Annotated in this window: 17 protein-coding genes; 10 read left to right on the top strand and 7 right to left on the bottom strand. The window is 40.0% G+C overall.

The window, feature by feature from the left end; all coding sequences use genetic code 11:
- Window positions 1-7: 7 nt before the first annotated feature.
- The 3 genes from EHQ59_RS05190 to EHQ59_RS05180 are packed head-to-tail and all read right to left on the bottom strand — an operon-like array spanning window position 8 to window position 3485.
- Window positions 8-1327 carry an aminopeptidase P N-terminal domain-containing protein gene (locus EHQ59_RS05190; RefSeq protein ID WP_135618124.1) on the bottom strand — a complete coding sequence of 440 codons (1320 nt, stop codon included), beginning with the start codon at window positions 1325-1327 and terminating at the stop codon, window positions 8-10.
- The gene (gene waaF / locus EHQ59_RS05185) at window positions 1324-2385 is read right to left on the bottom strand and encodes a lipopolysaccharide heptosyltransferase II (protein WP_135618123.1); all 1062 of its coding nucleotides are present in this window, start codon (window positions 2383-2385) and stop codon (window positions 1324-1326) included. Before waaF ends, EHQ59_RS05190 begins: the two co-directional genes overlap by 4 nt.
- On the bottom strand, window positions 2385-3485 hold the full coding sequence (locus EHQ59_RS05180; protein ID WP_135618122.1) for a thiolase family protein: 1101 nt from the start codon (window positions 3483-3485) through the stop codon (window positions 2385-2387). The genes waaF and EHQ59_RS05180 overlap by 1 nt, the downstream gene beginning before the upstream one ends.
- A 79-nt stretch (window positions 3486-3564) precedes the next feature.
- Here EHQ59_RS05180 and bfr point away from each other — a divergent pair, with 79 nt between their 5' ends.
- Genes bfr through EHQ59_RS05160 form a run of 4 tightly spaced genes read left to right on the top strand, consistent with a single transcriptional unit; the run spans window position 3565 to window position 6684 of the window.
- Window positions 3565-4041 (top strand): bacterioferritin, encoded by a 477-nt coding sequence (gene bfr, locus EHQ59_RS05175; RefSeq protein WP_135618121.1) that lies wholly within the window; start codon window positions 3565-3567, stop codon window positions 4039-4041.
- A complete protein-coding gene (locus EHQ59_RS05170; protein ID WP_425270124.1) occupies window positions 4023-5171 on the top strand; it encodes a THUMP domain-containing class I SAM-dependent RNA methyltransferase in 1149 nt (382 codons plus the stop codon). Before bfr ends, EHQ59_RS05170 begins: the two co-directional genes overlap by 19 nt.
- Window positions 5168-6325, top strand: coding sequence for an acetylglutamate kinase (locus tag EHQ59_RS05165; RefSeq protein ID WP_135618117.1), 1158 nt, complete (start codon window positions 5168-5170; stop codon window positions 6323-6325). The genes EHQ59_RS05170 and EHQ59_RS05165 overlap by 4 nt, the downstream gene beginning before the upstream one ends.
- A complete protein-coding gene (locus tag EHQ59_RS05160; RefSeq protein WP_135618115.1) occupies window positions 6322-6684 on the top strand; it encodes a DCC1-like thiol-disulfide oxidoreductase family protein in 363 nt (120 codons plus the stop codon). Before EHQ59_RS05165 ends, EHQ59_RS05160 begins: the two co-directional genes overlap by 4 nt.
- Here the strand turns inward: EHQ59_RS05160 and EHQ59_RS05155 are convergent.
- From EHQ59_RS05155 to EHQ59_RS05145, 3 genes are read right to left on the bottom strand one after another with little or no spacing between them, the layout of a single operon-like run.
- A complete protein-coding gene (locus tag EHQ59_RS05155; protein WP_135618113.1) occupies window positions 6650-7345 on the bottom strand; it encodes an iron-containing redox enzyme family protein in 696 nt (231 codons plus the stop codon). The two genes, EHQ59_RS05160 and EHQ59_RS05155, sit on opposite strands and share 35 nt — an antisense overlap.
- Entirely contained in the window at window positions 7342-8331 is a 990-nt protein-coding gene (locus EHQ59_RS05150) for a D-alanine--D-alanine ligase family protein (RefSeq protein ID WP_135618112.1), read from the bottom strand. The genes EHQ59_RS05155 and EHQ59_RS05150 overlap by 4 nt, the downstream gene beginning before the upstream one ends.
- Window positions 8328-9536, bottom strand: a complete 1209-nt coding sequence (locus tag EHQ59_RS05145; RefSeq protein WP_135618110.1) for a KamA family radical SAM protein — start codon at window positions 9534-9536, stop codon at window positions 8328-8330. Before EHQ59_RS05145 ends, EHQ59_RS05150 begins: the two co-directional genes overlap by 4 nt.
- Before the next feature lie 82 nt (window positions 9537-9618).
- Here EHQ59_RS05145 and EHQ59_RS05140 point away from each other — a divergent pair, with 82 nt between their 5' ends.
- From EHQ59_RS05140 to EHQ59_RS05130, 3 genes are read left to right on the top strand one after another with little or no spacing between them, the layout of a single operon-like run.
- Window positions 9619-10263, top strand: coding sequence for an HAD family hydrolase (locus EHQ59_RS05140; RefSeq protein WP_244245415.1), 645 nt, complete (start codon window positions 9619-9621; stop codon window positions 10261-10263).
- A gap of 34 nt (window positions 10264-10297) precedes the next feature.
- Complete coding sequence (locus EHQ59_RS05135; protein ID WP_135618106.1) at window positions 10298-11113, top strand: GerMN domain-containing protein; 816 nt, start codon at window positions 10298-10300, stop codon at window positions 11111-11113.
- Window positions 11114-11170: 57 nt separating this feature from the next.
- Window positions 11171-12364, top strand: coding sequence for a GGDEF domain-containing protein (locus EHQ59_RS05130; protein WP_135618105.1), 1194 nt, complete (start codon window positions 11171-11173; stop codon window positions 12362-12364).
- Window positions 12365-12550: 186 nt separating this feature from the next.
- Here the strand turns inward: EHQ59_RS05130 and mqnC are convergent, their stop codons facing one another.
- A complete protein-coding gene (gene mqnC / locus EHQ59_RS05125; RefSeq protein ID WP_135618103.1) occupies window positions 12551-13654 on the bottom strand; it encodes a cyclic dehypoxanthinyl futalosine synthase in 1104 nt (367 codons plus the stop codon).
- Between the two features lie 122 nt (window positions 13655-13776).
- On the opposite strand from mqnC, the gene EHQ59_RS05120 reads away from it, so the two are divergent.
- The 3 genes from EHQ59_RS05120 (at window position 13777) to EHQ59_RS05110 (ending at window position 17755) form a co-directional block, all read left to right on the top strand.
- On the top strand, window positions 13777-15879 hold the full coding sequence (locus EHQ59_RS05120) for a (Fe-S)-binding protein (protein WP_135618101.1): 2103 nt from the start codon (window positions 13777-13779) through the stop codon (window positions 15877-15879).
- 95 nt (window positions 15880-15974) lie between these two features.
- The gene (locus tag EHQ59_RS05115) at window positions 15975-16814 is read left to right on the top strand and encodes a FecR family protein (protein ID WP_244245396.1); all 840 of its coding nucleotides are present in this window, start codon (window positions 15975-15977) and stop codon (window positions 16812-16814) included.
- An 83-nt stretch (window positions 16815-16897) separates the two neighbouring features.
- Entirely contained in the window at window positions 16898-17755 is an 858-nt protein-coding gene (locus EHQ59_RS05110) for an LBF_2017 N-terminal domain-containing protein (protein ID WP_244245395.1), read from the top strand.
- Window position 17756: the final 1 nt, after the last annotated feature.

Below are 17756 nucleotides of genomic sequence, written 5' to 3'. Positions count from 1 at the left end.
GATCCTGTTAGAGTTTTAAGGCTTCAATTTCCGAAATTTCTTTGGGAATGAATTCTGTTAAATTGATAGGATCTTTTCCATTGATGAGAATATCATCTTCGATTCGTATCCCAATCCCTCTAAATTCTTTCGGAATAGATTCATCGGTTGGATCAAAGTATAACCCAGGTTCAACGGTTACCACTTGCCCATCTTTTAGAGGCCTAGATTTTCCATCTAAATAATAACGACCTACATCATGTACATCCATCCCGAGGTAATGACCTGTTCGATGCATATAAAACTTTTTATAGGTTTCTTTTTCTAAAATTTCATCCAGGCTTCCCTTTAAAAAACCCATCTCTCGTAAACAGTCCGCAAGGAATCGAACTGTTTTTTCATGAACTTCGTTAAAAGGAACACTCACTACTGATTGGCGGATGGCATTTTTTTGCGCATACAAAACCACTTCATAGACTGTTTTCTGAGGTTCAGAAAAGCGTTTTCCTACAGGAAAAACCCTTGTCACATCTGCCGTATAATAATTCCATTCAGCACCGGAATCCACTAACACCAAATCTCCATCTAGTAGCTTCTCGTCGTTATTTACGTAATGTAGGATACAGGCATTTTTTCCAGAGGCAACAATATGTCCATATCCACCACCAATGGAACCATACTTAAGATATTCTTGTTCCAAAAGGGCTTCCAATTCATATTCGTACATGCCAGGTTTACTTTCTCGCATGATCCGCATATGGCCAAACTTCGTAATTTCGGCTGCATTTTTTAAAATTTGGATTTCTTCTTTGGATTTCGTAAGTCTTTCTTCATGTAAAAAATAAGGATGTTCGATTCGATGTGGACCAAACTTTCCTTCTCTTGCACGTTCTGATAAAGTTTTACATTCCGTTAATAGTTCTCTGTCCCGATCAGGATTTTCACCGAAAAAATAATACAAAGTATGATTTCCTAGTAAAATTGCTGATTTTTGTTTGTCCCAATCGCTTAAGTCATACGTAAAATCCAAACCTAACATTGATTTGATTTGGTCTTTTCCCAATCGAATGCCAGTCCAAATCTCTTTTTCTTTGTCTTTTGGCAAACAAAACATACCTGCTGCAACAGAAGTCAGAATGAAAATCGAATCTTCTTCTTTGATTCCTGTGAGGTAATAGAAATCGGAATTTTGCCTAAATTTATATTCTACATCGCGGTTTCTGATTTTATGATTCGCTGCAAACACAATCAGGATTTCTCCAGATTTTAGTTTTTTTTGGATCTTTTGGATTCGTTTGCGATAGAGATTGGAATCAAATTCATTTGTTTTTAAGGTCGGTTGTTTCATGGTTTCATCACCTCCTCAAGGGCTTCAAAGATACGAACAGGATTTTGATCTAACATACATCGAAAATGAGCTTCGGGACAAACTCTTCCTCCGTGAATTCCACAAGGCCTACAACCAAGTCCATTCACTTCCAGGATTTTATGTTTATCTGATAAACTTCCATAACCAAAGGCAGGTATGGTGGCGCCATACACCATCACCGTGGGAGTATTAAAAGCGGAAGCAAAATGAATGGGACTTGAGTCATTAGAAATGATCGCCTTCGCATTTTGGATCCAAACCATAAGTTCTTTTAAACTGGTTTTTCCAATGAGAGATAACAAACGTTCTCTCTGTTTTAATTCCAGCGGTTCTGTTTTCATCAATCGAAAGATATGTTCCTCGATTGCCTGATCCGCTTTACTACCAATGAGAATGATTGTTTCTTCTTTTTTACGTAAAATTTGAGTGATCACACTGACAAATTTTTCTTCCGGCATTCGTTTGGTTTCCCACAAAGACGAAGGTGCAATTAAGATATAACCAGAATCATTTTTGATGAGTTTATTTTTTTTAGTGAGATAACTTGCTTCTTCTTCCGCACTCGGAAACAGATAAGGCCTTCGTTCCCTACCCGTGGGATAATCATAAGGTTCAAATAATAGAGCAAATAACTTTTCGACTTCGTGTGGGCCTTGTTTTGGTCTAGAGACTAGTTTGGTATGTAAAAAAGAAAATCCAGATTCTTTGTAACCGATGCGAATTTTTGCCTTCGTAAAAAAAGACAATAAACTAGATCGGTAAGAAAAATGAGGGGAATACACCTTATCAAACTTTTCTTTTCTTAATTTTTGTATGAACTGGAAAAAGGCAAAAGGATTTTTTTTGATCTTCTTTTTGTCCAAACACCAAATCTGTGTTATATCGGGATTATTGTCCAAAACAGATTCCGTTCCTAGGTTCACAACCACATGGATTTCACTTTCTTTGTGTTCCATTTTGACTGCATGGAAAAAAGAAGTGGATAGGATCAAATCTCCTAGGAAGGCAGTTTGGATGATGAGTATTTTTTCAGGCATCAGACTCTTTCTAATATGGAAACAAAGTTGTTTGTAGCTAGTCCACCTATACTTTGCGCTATTGCCAACCGCTTTTCAGGCCATTCAGAAAAGAACTGGCAAAGTTCGACAATTTGTGCTAGGCCGGAAGCACCTACGGGATGACCCCTAGATTTGAGTCCCCCAGAAGCATTGATTGGCAATTTTCCCTTGGGGTGAGTGAGCCCCGCTTTGACTTGGAATAGTGCCTCACCTCGTTTGAAAAAACCTGCATCTTCTGCACCGACGAGTTCAAATGGTGTAAAGGCATCATGTAATTCCGCAAAATGGATGTCATTTGGTCCAACACCTGCTTCTTCATACGCTTTGGCAAAGGCAATGCGATTGGCTAAAAAACTTGGTTCTGCCCCGACAAGAAAGGGAGATAGTCCAGAACCCATCCCACGGATGGCAATGGAACTCGGATCTTTAGAAAGGATAAGAGCTGCCGATCCATCGGAAAGTGGTGAGATATCATAGAGACCAAGTGGGCTTGTGATTTTGGGTTGGTTTTTGTATTCTTCCCAAGTAAGATTTTTTTTGATATGAGCCTTTGGGTTTTGTAATCCATTGTCATGGAGTTTTTTGGCGATGGCAAATAGGTCTTCTTCTTTGTAACCATACTCATGTAAGTAACGATTGGTGATCATGGCTCCCCCTTGCGCCATCGACATTCCCAGTTTTCGTTGCGCATCCGAAAGGACAGAACCTAACAATAAATTGCTGTCTTCTCGATTCAATTGAGACATGAGCTCTGTTGCAATCACAAGACCATGTTCAAATCTTCCACTGAGAATTAAATTCACTCCCAATTGAAAGGCAGCGGCTCCCGAAGACGAAGCTGTTTCCATGCGTATGGAATAAACTTCCTTCAAACCTAATTTGGCTGCGATTTTTGCCGAAAGGTGGTATTCCTTGGTATAAGAATCTGGAGAAAAACTAGCATAGATGATGAATTGAATTTTGTGAGATTGAAACTCATGTACAGATTGTTTTGCGGTGGCAAAGGACAAATCGAGTTGTGATCCTTTGTGTTTACCAAATACACTCAATGCTGGATTGTGAATGTAAACTTTCTTCATTCGAATATAGTTTCCGCTTGCCTATTCCATGAAAACCAATTATCTTTCCAATTGAACCGAGATTTTTGAGGATACCCATATGAAGGGAAAAAAAGAAGTAATCGACATCCTAGCAGAAGTTCTCTCCGCAGAACTCACAGCCATCAATCAGTATTTCATTCATGCAAAACTTTGTAAAAATTGGGGATATCTGGATCTGGCAGACTACCTCCGAAAAGAGTCCATCGAAGAGATGAAACATGCAGACGAAATCATGGAACGCATTTTGTATTATGATGGAATCCCTGACTTACAAAAATACATGAAAATCAATGTAGGGCAAACCGTTCCAGAAATGTTGCAACATGATCTACAATTGGAATACAATGCTGTAGAACGTTTGAACCGTGGGATTGATGTCTGTGTGGCAGCAAAAGACAACGGAACTCGGGAATTATTGGAAAAAATCCTTGTTTCCGAAGAAGAACACATCGATTGGATTGAAACTCAAGTAGCCCTTATCGAGTCCATTGGCTTACAAAACTATTTGGCTCAAAAATTAGGAGATTCGGAATAAAACCAACTCATCCCACGTATCATGCCATATGCGGAGAAGGACTTTCTCCGCTTTTGGAACAAGAGATCCAATCCTTTCACCTTAAAATCGATAGCACCAATCGTGGTGGTGTGTTTTTTTCAGGAAAAAAAGAGGATGTCATCCAATTTGCCATCCATACCAAATTTGCCTCTCGTGTGAATTTACAACTCATCCACGATAATGCAGAAACCTATGAAGAATTTTATACAAAGGCAACAGAGTTACCTTGGGAAAAATACATAGGACCCAATGTGAGTTTTCGCATTGATGCCGAAACCAAAGACAAATTAAAAAACTCTGAATTTACAATGCATCGCATGAAGGATGCCATCTTAGATCGACTTCGTGCAAAAAAAGTCCCTCTTCCTGAAATTGAAAAACGAATGGCAGATATTACCATAGTCGTCAGGTCACATACAGATCGATTTAGCATCGAACTATCGTTATCTGGTGATCCAGTAGGAAGACGTGGGTACAGGCTTCACGCAGGAAGTGCCCCAGTGAGGGAACCGATCGCTCAAGCAATGCTTGAGATGTCAGATTGGAAGGAAGGAGAAACCCTTGTGGATCCCATGTGTGGATCTGGGACTGTTCTCATTGAGGCAGCTCTTAGGGAACGACTCTATGGAGAAATCAACAGGTTTCTCTTCGCGGAATCACCTGTGTTTCAAATCTTATTTCCTACCTATGTATTTTCGGAACGTAAAAAAGAAAAACCTTCTAAACCTCATCTTTTTGGATATGATATCGATGTGGAAGCCATTCGGATTGCCAAAGAAAATGCCTACGAAGCAGGTGTGGAAGACTTTGTCCATTTTGAAGTAGGAAATTGTTTAACACTCAAAAATAGTTTTGGTCCCAAAGGTCATTTGGTCACAAATCCACCATACGGAGATCGCATTGGGAAACCAATGGAAGATCTCAGAGAGATGTACTTTCAGTTTGGTCGAGTTTTGAAAAACGAATTTGGTGGTTGGAAGTTTACTGTATTATGTGCTGACTTTTCTTTACTCGGAAAATTTGGTTTAAAAGAAAACAAACACATCAGCTTAAAACATGCCAATCTAAAAGCAAAAATTGTAGATTATGAACTTAGAGGGGGGAAATGAAATCAAAGGACATTTTAAGTCGTGTTTTTGAAATCACAAGGGATCCAAGAGATGGATTACTTTTCTTAAAAGAATTCCAATCCTTATCACCTGAATCCTTTGCCATCCTCTATGCGGATTCTGAAACCATCTTTGAAAGTTCTGAGGCTTTATTTTCTGATCTCAAACTCCTCTACCAATTGGATTTGTATCCATTTGTGGTCTTAGAGGAAGACAGTTTCCAATACCTCAAAGTATTTTTCCCTCTCGAACAATTGAACCCAAACCCATTGGATGAAAAATCATTGGGATTTTCCTATGAAATCATACAAAGAGAAAAACCTCTCAAAGAATCAGTCAAAGCGGCAATAACAAAGAAAAAAATTCCCATCTTACTTTGGAATGATGAAACCGAAAAATTGGAATCAGTACTTGACCGTTGCCGTTCCATTCTTCATTCCTCAAAAATCATTTATGTTTCCATTGATGGGCCACTCAAAGATCCTAACACTGGCAAGGTGAAATCAATTTTACAAATGGAACATCAGTTTTCCATTGCAAGTGAGATGTCCATCACAGAAAGCCAAAAGGAATTTGTACAACTTTCAGAAGCCCTTGTTTCCAAAATTGAGGATCCAAAATTTAGTATTGTTCTCACATCCCCTTTCACTCTCTTAACTGAGTTATTTACCGTAAAAGGAAGTGGAACTCTTGTAAAACGAAAAAACAGAATTCATAAATACGAATCAACAGATGATGTAGATATGAAACGAGTGTTTCATTTGATAGAAGAATCCTTTGGAAAACCATTAAAACCAAGTTTTTTCCAAACCAAATTTGATGTTTTGTTTTTAGAAGATTCCTATCGTGCCTGTGCATGGATGCAAAAAACAGAGTTTGGTTACCTACTTTCCAAATTTGCAGTGAATGGTGTCGCACGTGGTGCTGGTGTTGGTCGTGATATTTGGGACCAAATATTAGAACATTGTAGTCCTCTCTTTTGGCGGAGTAAACCAGATAATACCATCAACAAATGGTATATGTCTATTGCTCAAGGAATTGTAAAAGATGAATCTTGGTATTATTATTGGCTTGGAGTAAACCGCTCTTTGATCCCAGGCATCATCACTCTTTTACAATCCCAACCGGAAGACTTTGCATCAAAGAAAGGATGAACGAACCAAATCCAACCCTTTTAATTTATGATGGGAACTGTTCGTTTTGCACCCGAATCGCGAACGGTTTACAAAAGAAGTCGATAAAACCAATCAAAATGATTTCGTATCATGATCTCTCAGAAGGAGCTCTGCAAAAATTTCATCCAGAGCTCACTACCGAACGTTGCCAAGGGGAAGTACAAATCATTCAAAATGGGAAACGGTATCCTGGTTTTTTTGGACTCAGAGTCCTTGTTTGGAACTTACGGAATTACAGATATTTCGGTTGGATCTTATATTTGCCTTTCGTTCCTATCTTTGGGATGTTTACTTTTATGATTCTCAAACGATTCCGTTCGAAATTGGACCCCGTTTGATTTCGTCCAATCTCGAGAGACCCAAATAAAAATCTTTCCTAGCTTCTAAGGCCAATCGGTTCCCTTCTATCACCTGCTCTTTTGCAGTTTCGGTAAGTGACACTTCTTCTATCAAATCAAACATACGTTTGCTATGCCCTTCATCCGCATCCAAGTTTACCTGAAAAAACTTTCCTTCTGGTAAACCAAACTCTTTTTTTAGTTTTTGATAGGCATTTGCAATTTGAGAATATTCCAATTTCAAAAGGTATTCGTTTGCAGGACCAAGAGCTCCAAGTCCATAGTAAAAACCTAAATCAATCACTGATTTCATTTTATCCAAATAGTTTTCTGTTTCTGGTAAAATTTGGTGGGTAGAAAAATCAAATTTCAATTGGTTTAAAAATTCGGTTAGGATGGAAACATGAGTATCGGCAATCTTTCCTTCGCCTAACTCTTCCCATATATTTTCCACAAGGACAATTTTTGCTTTTTGGTCTCTTGTTTTGGTAGCTACTAGTAAAAACCAATCCACAAACCCAATGGAGACAAAGTATTCTTGGCTAAGCCACAAAAGTAAATCTTCAAAACTTAAGGTTTCCCTTCTGTCTAGTAACCATTTGGATTTCAAAACAGAATGAGATTCTACATCGAATTTTAATTGATGAATGAAATTTTTCATAATTGATCCTTTCCATATTGGAATCGTTTGTGAGACGAATATTCTTCAAAACCCAGTTCCAAACAAACTTTTAGTAATTCCGCATACGATTTTCCCGTTTTTTCCCATAACAATGGCAAGGTGGAATAGATATGCGAAAACCCAGGAGTTGCATTCACTTCTAAAAGATAAACAGATTCGTTTTCTAATTTATAATCAATGCGAATGTATCCAGAAGAACCCAGGGCACTTGCGATTTGGTATGAAGTTTTGTTTAAGATTGTTTGTAATGATTCAGAAACATTGAAATCCAAGGATTCGAGAAATTCCGATTTCGATTTGATCCCTTCATGGTATAACCCACTCGGTGTGTCGACATAGGCAATGGGTAAAACCTCGTAACTTCCCCGATTCCCAATTACAGCAACAGTTAACTCCCGTCCCGAAAGATAGGGTTCGGCAATGATTTCTGAATACTCGTCCAATTGCTTCGATACTTGGGTGTTCCAATCTGCTAGGGAAGAAATGATATTGTCTTCCGAGATTCCTAAACTGGAACCCTCCCCATTTGGTTTTAAAAACAAAGGAAAATTGAGGTTAGGAAGATCAGCACGTGATTTGATGAGTTGGGACTTCGTTGTTTGGATTCCCAATGATTCTAAGTAGAGTTTGGTTTTGTATTTATCGAGTGTTAAGGTTTGGACGGAAGCGGCACTTCCAGTATGAGGGATTGCCAAATATTCGCATAACGCTGGTATGTAGGCTTCTCTAGAGCTGGAATGATAGCCTTCAATGAAATTCCAAACGATCCATTCGTTTCGTTTTGATTTTGCGATCCCGGAAAGAGTAGAAGTAATTTCCGTTGCATCTGAAAGGACCACAACATCATATCCTAAAGACTGAATGGTTTTTTCCATATACGTGATGGATTCTTCCGATTCCCACTCCTGCGAAAGTTTGGGAGTTGTTGGATTGTAAATATCACAAGCAAGTAAAACCGTTTTCATTGGGTTTGTAATTTCTCCCAATCCAGATCCGATAAAACGGGATAATAGGATTCCCGATCGGAACCAACAGGTTCAAAAGAAAAATGAATTTTTTTAGTCACAGCAGAACGGAAGGCATGTTGTCTTGTTTTGGGATAATATCCCAAATACCAATTCGCACCAATTGTGATTTTTCCTCCCCCACCAGGAAGGTCGTTTACAAAATGGGGGATTCCCATTCCACCAATTTTACCACGCATGTATTCTACAATTTCGATCCCTCGTGCCAGTGGAGTACGAAATCCTCTCGATCCAGGGATGAGTTCGGGATCATAAAGATAATAAGCACGAACTCTCATCTCGAGTAATTTTTTATGAAGAGTGAGCATGGTTTCTTCGTCATCATTGATCCCTTTGAGAAGGACTGCTTGGTTTCCCACAGAGACACCTGCTTTTAAAAGCCGTAAGATGGCATCCTTTGCTTCTTTTGTACATTCCCTGGGATGGTTGAATTGGGTATGGCAAAAGATAGATAGTTTTTCATCATTGTAATGTTCGATGATCTTACAAACGGCTTCTGTGATCCGAAAGGGCAAAGTCACAGGGTTTCTTGTTCCCAACCGGCAGATTTTCACATGAGGGATCGCATTCAGTTCTTGTAAAATCCATTCTAATCTTTGGTCGCCCAAGTTTAATGGATCCCCACCACTGATCACAACGTCTTCGATTTCTGGATGATTCCGAATGTACAAAAAGGCATTTTCCAAATCCCCTTTTTCCATCCTCTCCTCATTGGAAGAGACCTTTCTTCCCCTCATACAATGACGACAATACACACTGCAGGAATGGTTGGAAAAAAGTAACACGCGGTTCGGATACATATGGGTCAGTCCCCGAACAGGGCTTAGTCGCTCTTCTTCCAAAGGATCTGGACTTTCTTCCATCGAAAAAATTGCCTCATCCGCGGTGGGAACAATCATTCGCCGGATGGGACAGTTAGGATCACTCGGATCAGAAAGAGAGAGATAATAGGGAGTTGTTGATACTAACAAACGAATGGTGTTTTGAATCCCCATTTGTTCGGATTCGGTTAGGATAAAATAACGAGATAAGTCTTCTCCCTTTACGCGGTTTTGTAACTGCGATGTGGGATCGTTCCATTTTGTCCTGGAAAACAATTCTTCTCTGGCCCGAAGAACTTCTGATAAACTGTTTTGCACGAGCATAAGATTTTATTCCTTACTTGCCAACAGACCACCAAATTCTTTTCTGGTGGTAATGCAAGAAAACCGCTTGGGGGAAATCCGCATGGTCGCCTTCGATGTCGATGGGACCTTATTTTCCTCAGAATCCATAATCTTTAAGACGTATGTGCAGGCAATCGAAGAGTTTGCCGAGAAAACAGGAAAAATCACGTCTTTACCAACACACGATCAGATTATGAATGAAATCGGAAAACCTGTGCGCACTATTTTTGCAAACCTACTTCCACACTTACCAGAACCAGAACGAGATACGATTTCAGGAAGAGTCCTGGATTTACTTTGTGATTCCATTCGCAGTGGTGGTGGTGATTTTTATGCAGGGGTTGGTTCCACGATCCATTACCTAAAGGAAAAAGGATATACCATCACCTGTGCCTCCAATGGGAGAAAACCTTATATTGAAACCGTTCTCGATACGGCTGGCGTTTTGCAATACTTCGAACCCATCGTTGTCATCAACCAAGAATCCATCCACACCAAGGGAGAAATTTTGGCTGAGTATGTCAGGAAATACAATTTAGAACCGAGTGCAATTGCTATGATTGGAGACCGCTTCAGTGATTGGGAAGCTGCCAGACAAAACGGTTGTCCCTTTGGATTTTGTACCTATGGTCATGGGCTCCCAGGTGAAATTCCCGATTTTGAATGGAAATTTGAAGATTTAACTTCTCTCAAAGAATTTTTTTAAATTTGAATCCCTTTTCCTTTCCGACATAAATAGTGTGGCGGTACTTCCCCAAATTCAAGAAGACAAATGGAAATCATTACGCTATTTCCTTGGCGGGATCTTCTTTGTACTCGTCCTCATTGAAAAATCAATGGGCTTTGATCCGAAGGCCACAACCAATTTATTTCCCAAACAAGGTTTTCGGAATTTAGGCAAACAAACCACTACACCTAAATTTGCAGAACCCACCGATCCCTTCCAAACAGAAGGCTTTGAAGACGACCTCAATTGGGAAGAAGAAGTATTCAATCATACATACCCAACCAGTTCTCCGAAACCCAAACCGACAAAACTAGTGGATGAAACCATTCCCGAAATCACCTTACCAGAAGACCGTTTTCCTGGTGCTGGGAAACGAATCAGTGCTGAGCCAGGTTACCTCCCCGTTTACTTTCTGAAATTTTATGGCACAGGGAAAAACAGCCAGTCGCAACTAGTCAAACTCACCCGTGAATTTCCGGGGGGAGATCCCATTCTCTTTTTATTCCAAGAGTTAACAAAAGGTCCAAACTCCGAAGAAAAAACCAAGGGTGTACTTTCGGCTCTCACAAAAAAGATCCGAATCGAACCCAGCTATCGTTTGGAAAACGGAATCTTACACCTTTCCGTTTCTGAAGATGTCAATTATGGCGGGAGCATGGAAATCCTAAAAGACCGATTGGATCAAATTACCTTTACCTATGTAGGTAATTTTGGAATCCAAGGAGTTGTACTATATAGCAATGGCGAAAGAATACGTTCCCTTGGCAGTGATGGTTTGTCATTGCCTGATGTGCTTGCCAAGTCACAAAGAAAAGTGATCTTATTCTAATTCACGAAATGGTTTACTTCCAAACAACCTATGCTAGTCTAAAACCTGGTTTCCACCATGCGTAGGTATACTTTCAAACGATACGGATTTGTATTACGTAAATTATTTTTACGATCCTACCATCCTACATTCATTACCAATAATTTGGATGATATCGCTTCTTCCCTACAGATTTTTAGTGTGATGACAGCAGTCACATCCATCATTTCTCTTCTCTTTGTCGATTCACTGGTTCGCACAAAAGAAGCAAGTTTCTGGATTGCTTTCTTTCGTATCTCTTCTCTTGCGATTTGTTTTATGGTCTACTTATTGGCCAAACGAGGGATCAAACGTTACAAAAAAAATATCTTAGGAATCACTAGCCTTGTTCTCATTGGGCTTGTTGCTTTATACATTCCCATGATGGTTTTTGATAACCCCAATCACGCCTATTATCTGTTTGGTTCCGCCATTGTGATTGCGGGAGCTTCCATCTTACTCTGGTTAGAACCAATTCGTATCTGTATCTTATCTTTGATTTATATCTCTGTTTTTATTCCGCTTCATTTAAATTTTTCACGAATCCAAGGGTTCGATCGTTATTTCTTTTACCAAGATGTTTTGATTGTTAGCTTTTTATTGGCCTTCGGGATTGTAGCAAACTTTCTCATCAACTACTGGCGCTTTGAAGAATACCGCGTGAAAGAAAAACTCCATATCACAGTGGGAAAACTCCTTCGCATCAACCAAAAGATTGAAGATCTTTCCCGAGTGGATTCTATGACGGAACTTTTTAACCGAAGGCATCTTTTAGAACAATTTGATTTGTATAAAAAAAGATCCCATAGGGAAGGATTTGTCATTGGGCTTGTGATCTTAGATTTGGACAAATTGAAAACCATTAACGATCGTTATGGGCACAAACAAGGGGACATAGCCATCCAAGCCTTTGCCAAAACCTTAAAATCAAGAACTCGCATCACAGACATTGCCGCAAGAATTGGTGGAGATGAGTTTTGTTTGCTTGTATCTCCCATTGATAAAGAAGGATTACAAATCCTCACAGAGTCCATTCGTGAGAAAATGGAGGAATTACAAATCCCCATTTATAATAATCCCAATGAATCTTTAACTTTGACAGTCTCGATCGGGGGAACCTTATTCCACCCAGAGGATGATCCAAGTTTTGATGAACTCTACCATAAAATTGACACTGCCCTCTACACTTCCAAAAACGAAGGTAGAAACCGCATCACCCTACTCGAAATGTAAAAAAAGAATCGACGGATTCAACTTATCGATTTAGGCTAGTAGTTGAGACTGATTCTCAGTTTATGTCCATTACGGATAAGGTGTAAAATTTGAAGGATGGGGAAAGATCCCCCATCTTTTTTTTTTGCGGATAGCCATAGAGAATCCAATCCTTTGGAAACCTCCGACCTTTTGGAAAATCGAGTCTTAGGCTACTTCTAATGGAGAACTAACTTCCGCATAGTTCAGGTCACGGCGGACGGGTCGAAACCCACCTTCCTGCAAAAATTTACGGGCTTCTTTTTCCGTTTTCAAACCAAACGAACGTAATACGTTTTCTTCAATCACAACCGAGGAAATATCATCTGCTCCCGAATACAAAGCCAGTTGACCGACCCCTTTGCCAAGCACCATCACAGATGTTTCGATATGTGGGATATTATCTAAAAAGATGCGGCAAATTCCGAGAACCTTCAAATACTCGTGAGTCGGAACAGGCCTTACTTTAAACCGTTTGGTTTGGGGTTGGAAGGTCCAAGGAATAAAGGATAAAAATCCACCCGTTCTATCTTGTAAATCCCGAACCACCTGTAAGTGTTCGATGACTTCCTCTTCTGATTCTTCGGATCCAAAGACAATATTGGCTGATCCTTTGAGGCCTACTTCGTGACAGGTTTCCATCGCTCGCACCCATTCAGCGACTGAGGCTTTTTTCGGAGAGATGATTTGGCGCATCCTTTCCGTAAGGATTTCTGCACCGGCCCCAGGAACAGAGTCAAGACCAGCTTCCTTTAAGATTTGTAATACTTCTCGCAACGGTTTTCCGGTGATGGTTTCTAAATTGATCACTTCTACTGGAGAAAAAGCCCGAATGTGCATCTTCGGGTATTTGGCTTTCACCGTGCGAATCACATCGAGGTAATACGAAAAAGGAAGTTCTGGGTAAACCCCACCTTGTAAGAACATTTGGTCGGCGCCTTCTTCTACGGCATAGTCCATCTTTTGTAAGATGTCTTCTTTGGAGAGGACATAGCCCTTTCCATTCCCGATTTCATCCATAAAGGAACAAAAATTGCACTCTACATTGCAATAATTGGTGTAATTGACCACCCGAAACATGGTATAACTGGCCTCTGTGTGTGGTCTGATCTTTTCTCGTAGAAACCGAGCCACCATTTGAATTTTCAGAAAGTCAGCGTCCTTGTACAGAACCAATGCCTCACTGGGAGAGATTCGTTTGCCTTCAGTGGCTTTGATGAGGACGGCATCGGCGGGGTCATTGGGGTTCAAGGAAAAAGAGGACAAGTTCATATCTCTACCTACTTGGACAGGAAATCTTCTGACATATCCCTGTAAAAACCGAATTTTCCTGGACATTCATTTTTCTATAGAAATCCTAGGAAATACCAAACACCTTAAGGGCATAAATATAAATGGATATCGGAAGAATTCTCTTTCACCTATTATTCACAGCTTTTTTCGTCGTGGCAAACGTAGTGTTTGTCCGCGCTATCCTTTACAGGCTCGGATTGATCTTCAATGGTCGTCCTGCATTCTTTAACGAAGATGCAAAAAAGAACCTTAACATCGGATTCCGTTTAAAAAGTTTTTTCATAAACGTAATCTTACAAAAAAAGAACTTCCGTGAACCAGTACGCGGGATCATGCATGCGTTTGTTTTTTATGGATTCATCGTGTATACGATCCATACTACAAGCCAAATGATCGCTGGTGTTTTTGGTTATGCCATGGAAGACCCTTACCAATTTGCTCTGCCTAATTTTTTATTTGGCGAATCTGCAAATCATATCTACGAACAAACCGTTAACTACGTATCCATTTTAGTTTTAACTGGTCTTGGTTTTTTTGCTTGGAGACGTTGGATCAAAAAAGCAAAAGGACTCGATGTTCACTCACCTGCATCTGCGATCGTGATCAGTATGATTGCCACTCTTATGGTTACCACCTTACTTGGCAATGGTGCCAAAACAGTTGCAGCAACTTATTACACTCATGCTGGATTCATTGATGGTGCGATTGGAAAACTTTGGGAATCGGTGGGAGTGGCAAACTCTTCTGCAGATATCGTTTTCCAAATCATGTGGTGGGGCCATATCATCACTGTATTTTCCTTTATGTTGTATGTTCCTACTTCGAAACATGCTCACTTAATCTTTGCTCCGTTTAACTACTTCCTTGCCACTGACACTCCAAAAGGTCAACTTTCCAAACTCAATTTGGATGATGAAAATGCAGTTTGGGGATCCAACCGAGTGGAAGACTTTCCTTGGCCAAACCTTCTTGACGGTATGTCTTGTATTGAATGTGGACGTTGCCAAGTGGAATGCCCTGCCAACAGAACTGGCAAAGTATTAAATCCAAAGGCCATCATCGTGGAACTCAAACACCAAATGTTAGAGAAAATGCCACAAGTAGCGGAAGCACGCGCTGGTAAAACCCCAGAAGAAGCAGCGGAAGCAGTAGCGGCACTTGAGACTGGAGTCATCAACTCTCACGAAGGTCTTAGCGAAGAAGCTCTTTGGGGATGTACTACTTGTTATGCGTGCGTAGAAGCATGCCCTGTTGGAAACAACCAAGTAAATGCCATCATTGAAATGCGCCGTCACTTAGTTCTTGCAGAATCCAAGATGAGCCCTGAACTTCAAAAAGCATTCACAAACATGGAAAACAATTCGAATCCATGGGGTGTTGGTGCTCACACAAGAGCAGACTGGGCGGAAGGTTTAAATGTAAAAGTTCTTTCAGAAGCAGAAGACAAAAACGTAGACGTACTCTATTGGGTAGGTTGTGCGGGAGCTTTTGATGAGAGAAACAAAAAGATCTCTCGTGACTTCGTAAAAATCATGCAAAAAGCAGATGTGAACTTTGGTATCCTGGGAACAGAAGAAGGATGTTCGGGAGACTCTGCTCGCCGTGGTGGTAACGAATACCTCTACCAAACACTAGCACAAACAAACGTGGACACGATCAACGGATACGGTATCAAAAAAATCGTAACTGCTTGCCCACACTGTTATAACACTATCAAAAACGAATACCCACAATTTGGTGGTAACTTTGAAGTCATCCACCACTCGGAATACATCAACCAACTTTCTAAAGAAGGTAAAATCGATGTAAAAGTGGCTGATGATGCAAACACTGGTAAGTATACTTACCACGACTCTTGTTACATCGGACGTTATAACAACAATTACGACAACCCTCGTGATGTTGTGAAAAAAGTATCTGGTGGAAAAATTGAAGAAGCAGTCGACCATCACTCCAAAGGACTTTGTTGTGGTGCGGGTGGTGCGCAGTACTGGATGGAAGAACACGTAGATGAATCCAACCCAGAAAGTATGCGTGTGAATAGCAAACGTACAGGTCAACTCCTTGATACGGGTGCAACTACCATCGCTACTGCATGTCCATTCTGTATCACGATGATCACAGATGGTGTCAAAGCTGCGGAAAAAATTGATTCCGTAAAAGTAAAAGACATTGCGGAACTAGTCGCAGAAAACATCGACTAACAATTAAAAAAAGGGGAAATTAGATGAAAAAAATCCGTTTCCCCTTTTTTTCGACCTTTCTCAGCTCAAGTAAGCATAACAAAAGTTACTCTTTCTTGGGTTATTTACTGACTCACCAAAAACAAATTTCATTCAATTTATTCCATACTCTATTTCTGATCCTTTGTATTGTAGTTCCGATCACACATGGATTTACCGATTCTAAAAAACCAATCATTCAACCAAACCCAGATGATGGCATCACCATCATTGTGGAAAAAGGACAAACCTTAAGTATCATTTCCAAAACCTATTTGGATGATCCAAGGAAATGGAAGGAACTTCTAAAATCCAATCAAATCGACAATCCAAATCTCATCATTCCAGGGATGAAATTGTGGATCCCAAAAAGTTTGGGGAAAAAACCTCTCGCCGACTTACAACGATTTACCGGAACCACAGAAGTTTTAAAAATCTCACAAAAACAAAATGATTGGGCGAAGGCAAAAAATGGTGAAGGACTTTATGCGAAAGACGAAGTGAGAACCCTCAAAGACTCTGAAGCTCAGTTTGTTTTTCTATCTGGTTCTCGGTTTGAAATCACAGAAAATAGCCATGTGATTATGGAACGAGGAAAATCGGATACAGAACCAGATGAACTGTTTTTAAGACAAGGTAGGATTCGCTCCCTCATTCCGAAATCCTCTGGGAAAAACCAAAAAATGTTCCTCTTAAAAACGGAAGCTGCGGAATCCGTAGTCAAAGGAACCGATTTCCTAACTGAAGTGGATGGAAGTGGTAATACAACACTCAGTTGTTATGAAGGTGCCGTTCTTGTCTCAGCGGAAAAAGTGACGGTTCAGGTAAACGCTGGTTTTGCGACGTATGTAGAAAAAGGAAAACCTCCTTTGAAACCATTTGCTGTTCCAAATCCTCCCATCCCAGAAGAAAAATGAGTTTTTCGATTTCGCCTTTTCGAATCTTTCCCTTCCTATGTTTTGTTTGTTTCGTTCTCCTTTTCATCGCCTTTCCAACTAAATTGGAAGCAAAACAAATTCAGTTTTCTTTGGTTCCAGACAGAGACGACATCATCCAATATGAAATCGAACTTTGGAAATCAGATGATTTAGAATTAGAAATTCCTTTCCGTGTGTTGGCAAATCCAGGTCCCATCCAATTATTCATTCCAGAAGGATATGGATTCTTTCGCATTCGTGCTGTGGCAAAACGAAAAGTAAGGGGCTTTTGGACTGATTTATACAATGTCAATTCCTTTGGAAAAAAACCGAAACCCGTAGAGAAAGCCATCGCTAAAATCCCAGTCAAAACAGATGTCTTAGTTCCTATTCCTACAAAGGATGGAAGTGCTGAATTATTTTTAACATCCAAACAAATCACCATCGTCCCGATCACAATTACAAAACATTTTAAAGTTCGTTACCGCGTGAATGGTGGGATTTGGCAAACTACAACTTCCCCACAAATGGACTTTCCAAAAGATGGAAACTACCGATTGGAATACAAAGTCACCAATGATTTAGGTGTCTCCGATGGAATGCAAATTTGGGAATTTAAAGTAGATAGAACTCCACCCGAAACAAAATTTTGGTTTCAAACTCCAACGTTTCGTAAATCGGAAACCACTTATATTGCACCAAACAATCATTTGATTGTAGAAGCAAAGGACTCAGGTTCTGGAATCAGTTCGATTCGATATCGTTATCAATGTGAAGGAGATCAATTTACTGACTATTTTGTTTGGAAAGAAGAAACGGGTAAAGATTTAGTTTTCATATGTCCAGGTAATTTCCAACTGGAATTGAGTTCTATCGATCGATTAGGGAACGAAGAAACACCAAAATCCATTCACTTTCAAAAAATATCCAAATCACCATAAC

The sequence above is a fragment of the Leptospira kemamanensis genome (assembly GCF_004769665.1).
In the GTDB taxonomy this organism is placed as follows: Bacteria; Spirochaetota; Leptospiria; order Leptospirales; family Leptospiraceae; genus Leptospira_A; species Leptospira_A kemamanensis.
This window is presented reverse-complemented; position numbering and strand designations above follow the sequence as displayed.

Coding starts and splice junctions, on each gene's coding strand:
- EHQ59_RS05180 (WP_135618122.1), bottom strand. CDS start 3,485: ATGAAGAAAGTTTACATTCACAATCCAGCATTGAGTGTATTTGGTAAA.
- EHQ59_RS05145 (WP_135618110.1), bottom strand. CDS start 9,536: ATGCTCGTGCAAAACAGTTTATCAGAAGTTCTTCGGGCCAGAGAAGAA.
- EHQ59_RS05140 (WP_244245415.1), top strand. CDS start 9,619: ATGGTCGCCTTCGATGTCGATGGGACCTTATTTTCCTCAGAATCCATA.
- mqnC (WP_135618103.1), bottom strand. CDS start 13,654: ATGAACTTGTCCTCTTTTTCCTTGAACCCCAATGACCCCGCCGATGCC.
- EHQ59_RS05160 (WP_135618115.1), top strand. CDS start 6,322: ATGAACGAACCAAATCCAACCCTTTTAATTTATGATGGGAACTGTTCG.
- EHQ59_RS05120 (WP_135618101.1), top strand. CDS start 13,777: ATGGATATCGGAAGAATTCTCTTTCACCTATTATTCACAGCTTTTTTC.
- EHQ59_RS05130 (WP_135618105.1), top strand. CDS start 11,171: ATGCGTAGGTATACTTTCAAACGATACGGATTTGTATTACGTAAATTA.
- EHQ59_RS05155 (WP_135618113.1), bottom strand. CDS start 7,345: ATGAAAAATTTCATTCATCAATTAAAATTCGATGTAGAATCTCATTCT.
- bfr (WP_135618121.1), top strand. CDS start 3,565: ATGAAGGGAAAAAAAGAAGTAATCGACATCCTAGCAGAAGTTCTCTCC.
- EHQ59_RS05165 (WP_135618117.1), top strand. CDS start 5,168: ATGAAATCAAAGGACATTTTAAGTCGTGTTTTTGAAATCACAAGGGAT.
- EHQ59_RS05150 (WP_135618112.1), bottom strand. CDS start 8,331: ATGAAAACGGTTTTACTTGCTTGTGATATTTACAATCCAACAACTCCC.
- waaF (WP_135618123.1), bottom strand. CDS start 2,385: ATGCCTGAAAAAATACTCATCATCCAAACTGCCTTCCTAGGAGATTTG.
- EHQ59_RS05190 (WP_135618124.1), bottom strand. CDS start 1,327: ATGAAACAACCGACCTTAAAAACAAATGAATTTGATTCCAATCTCTAT.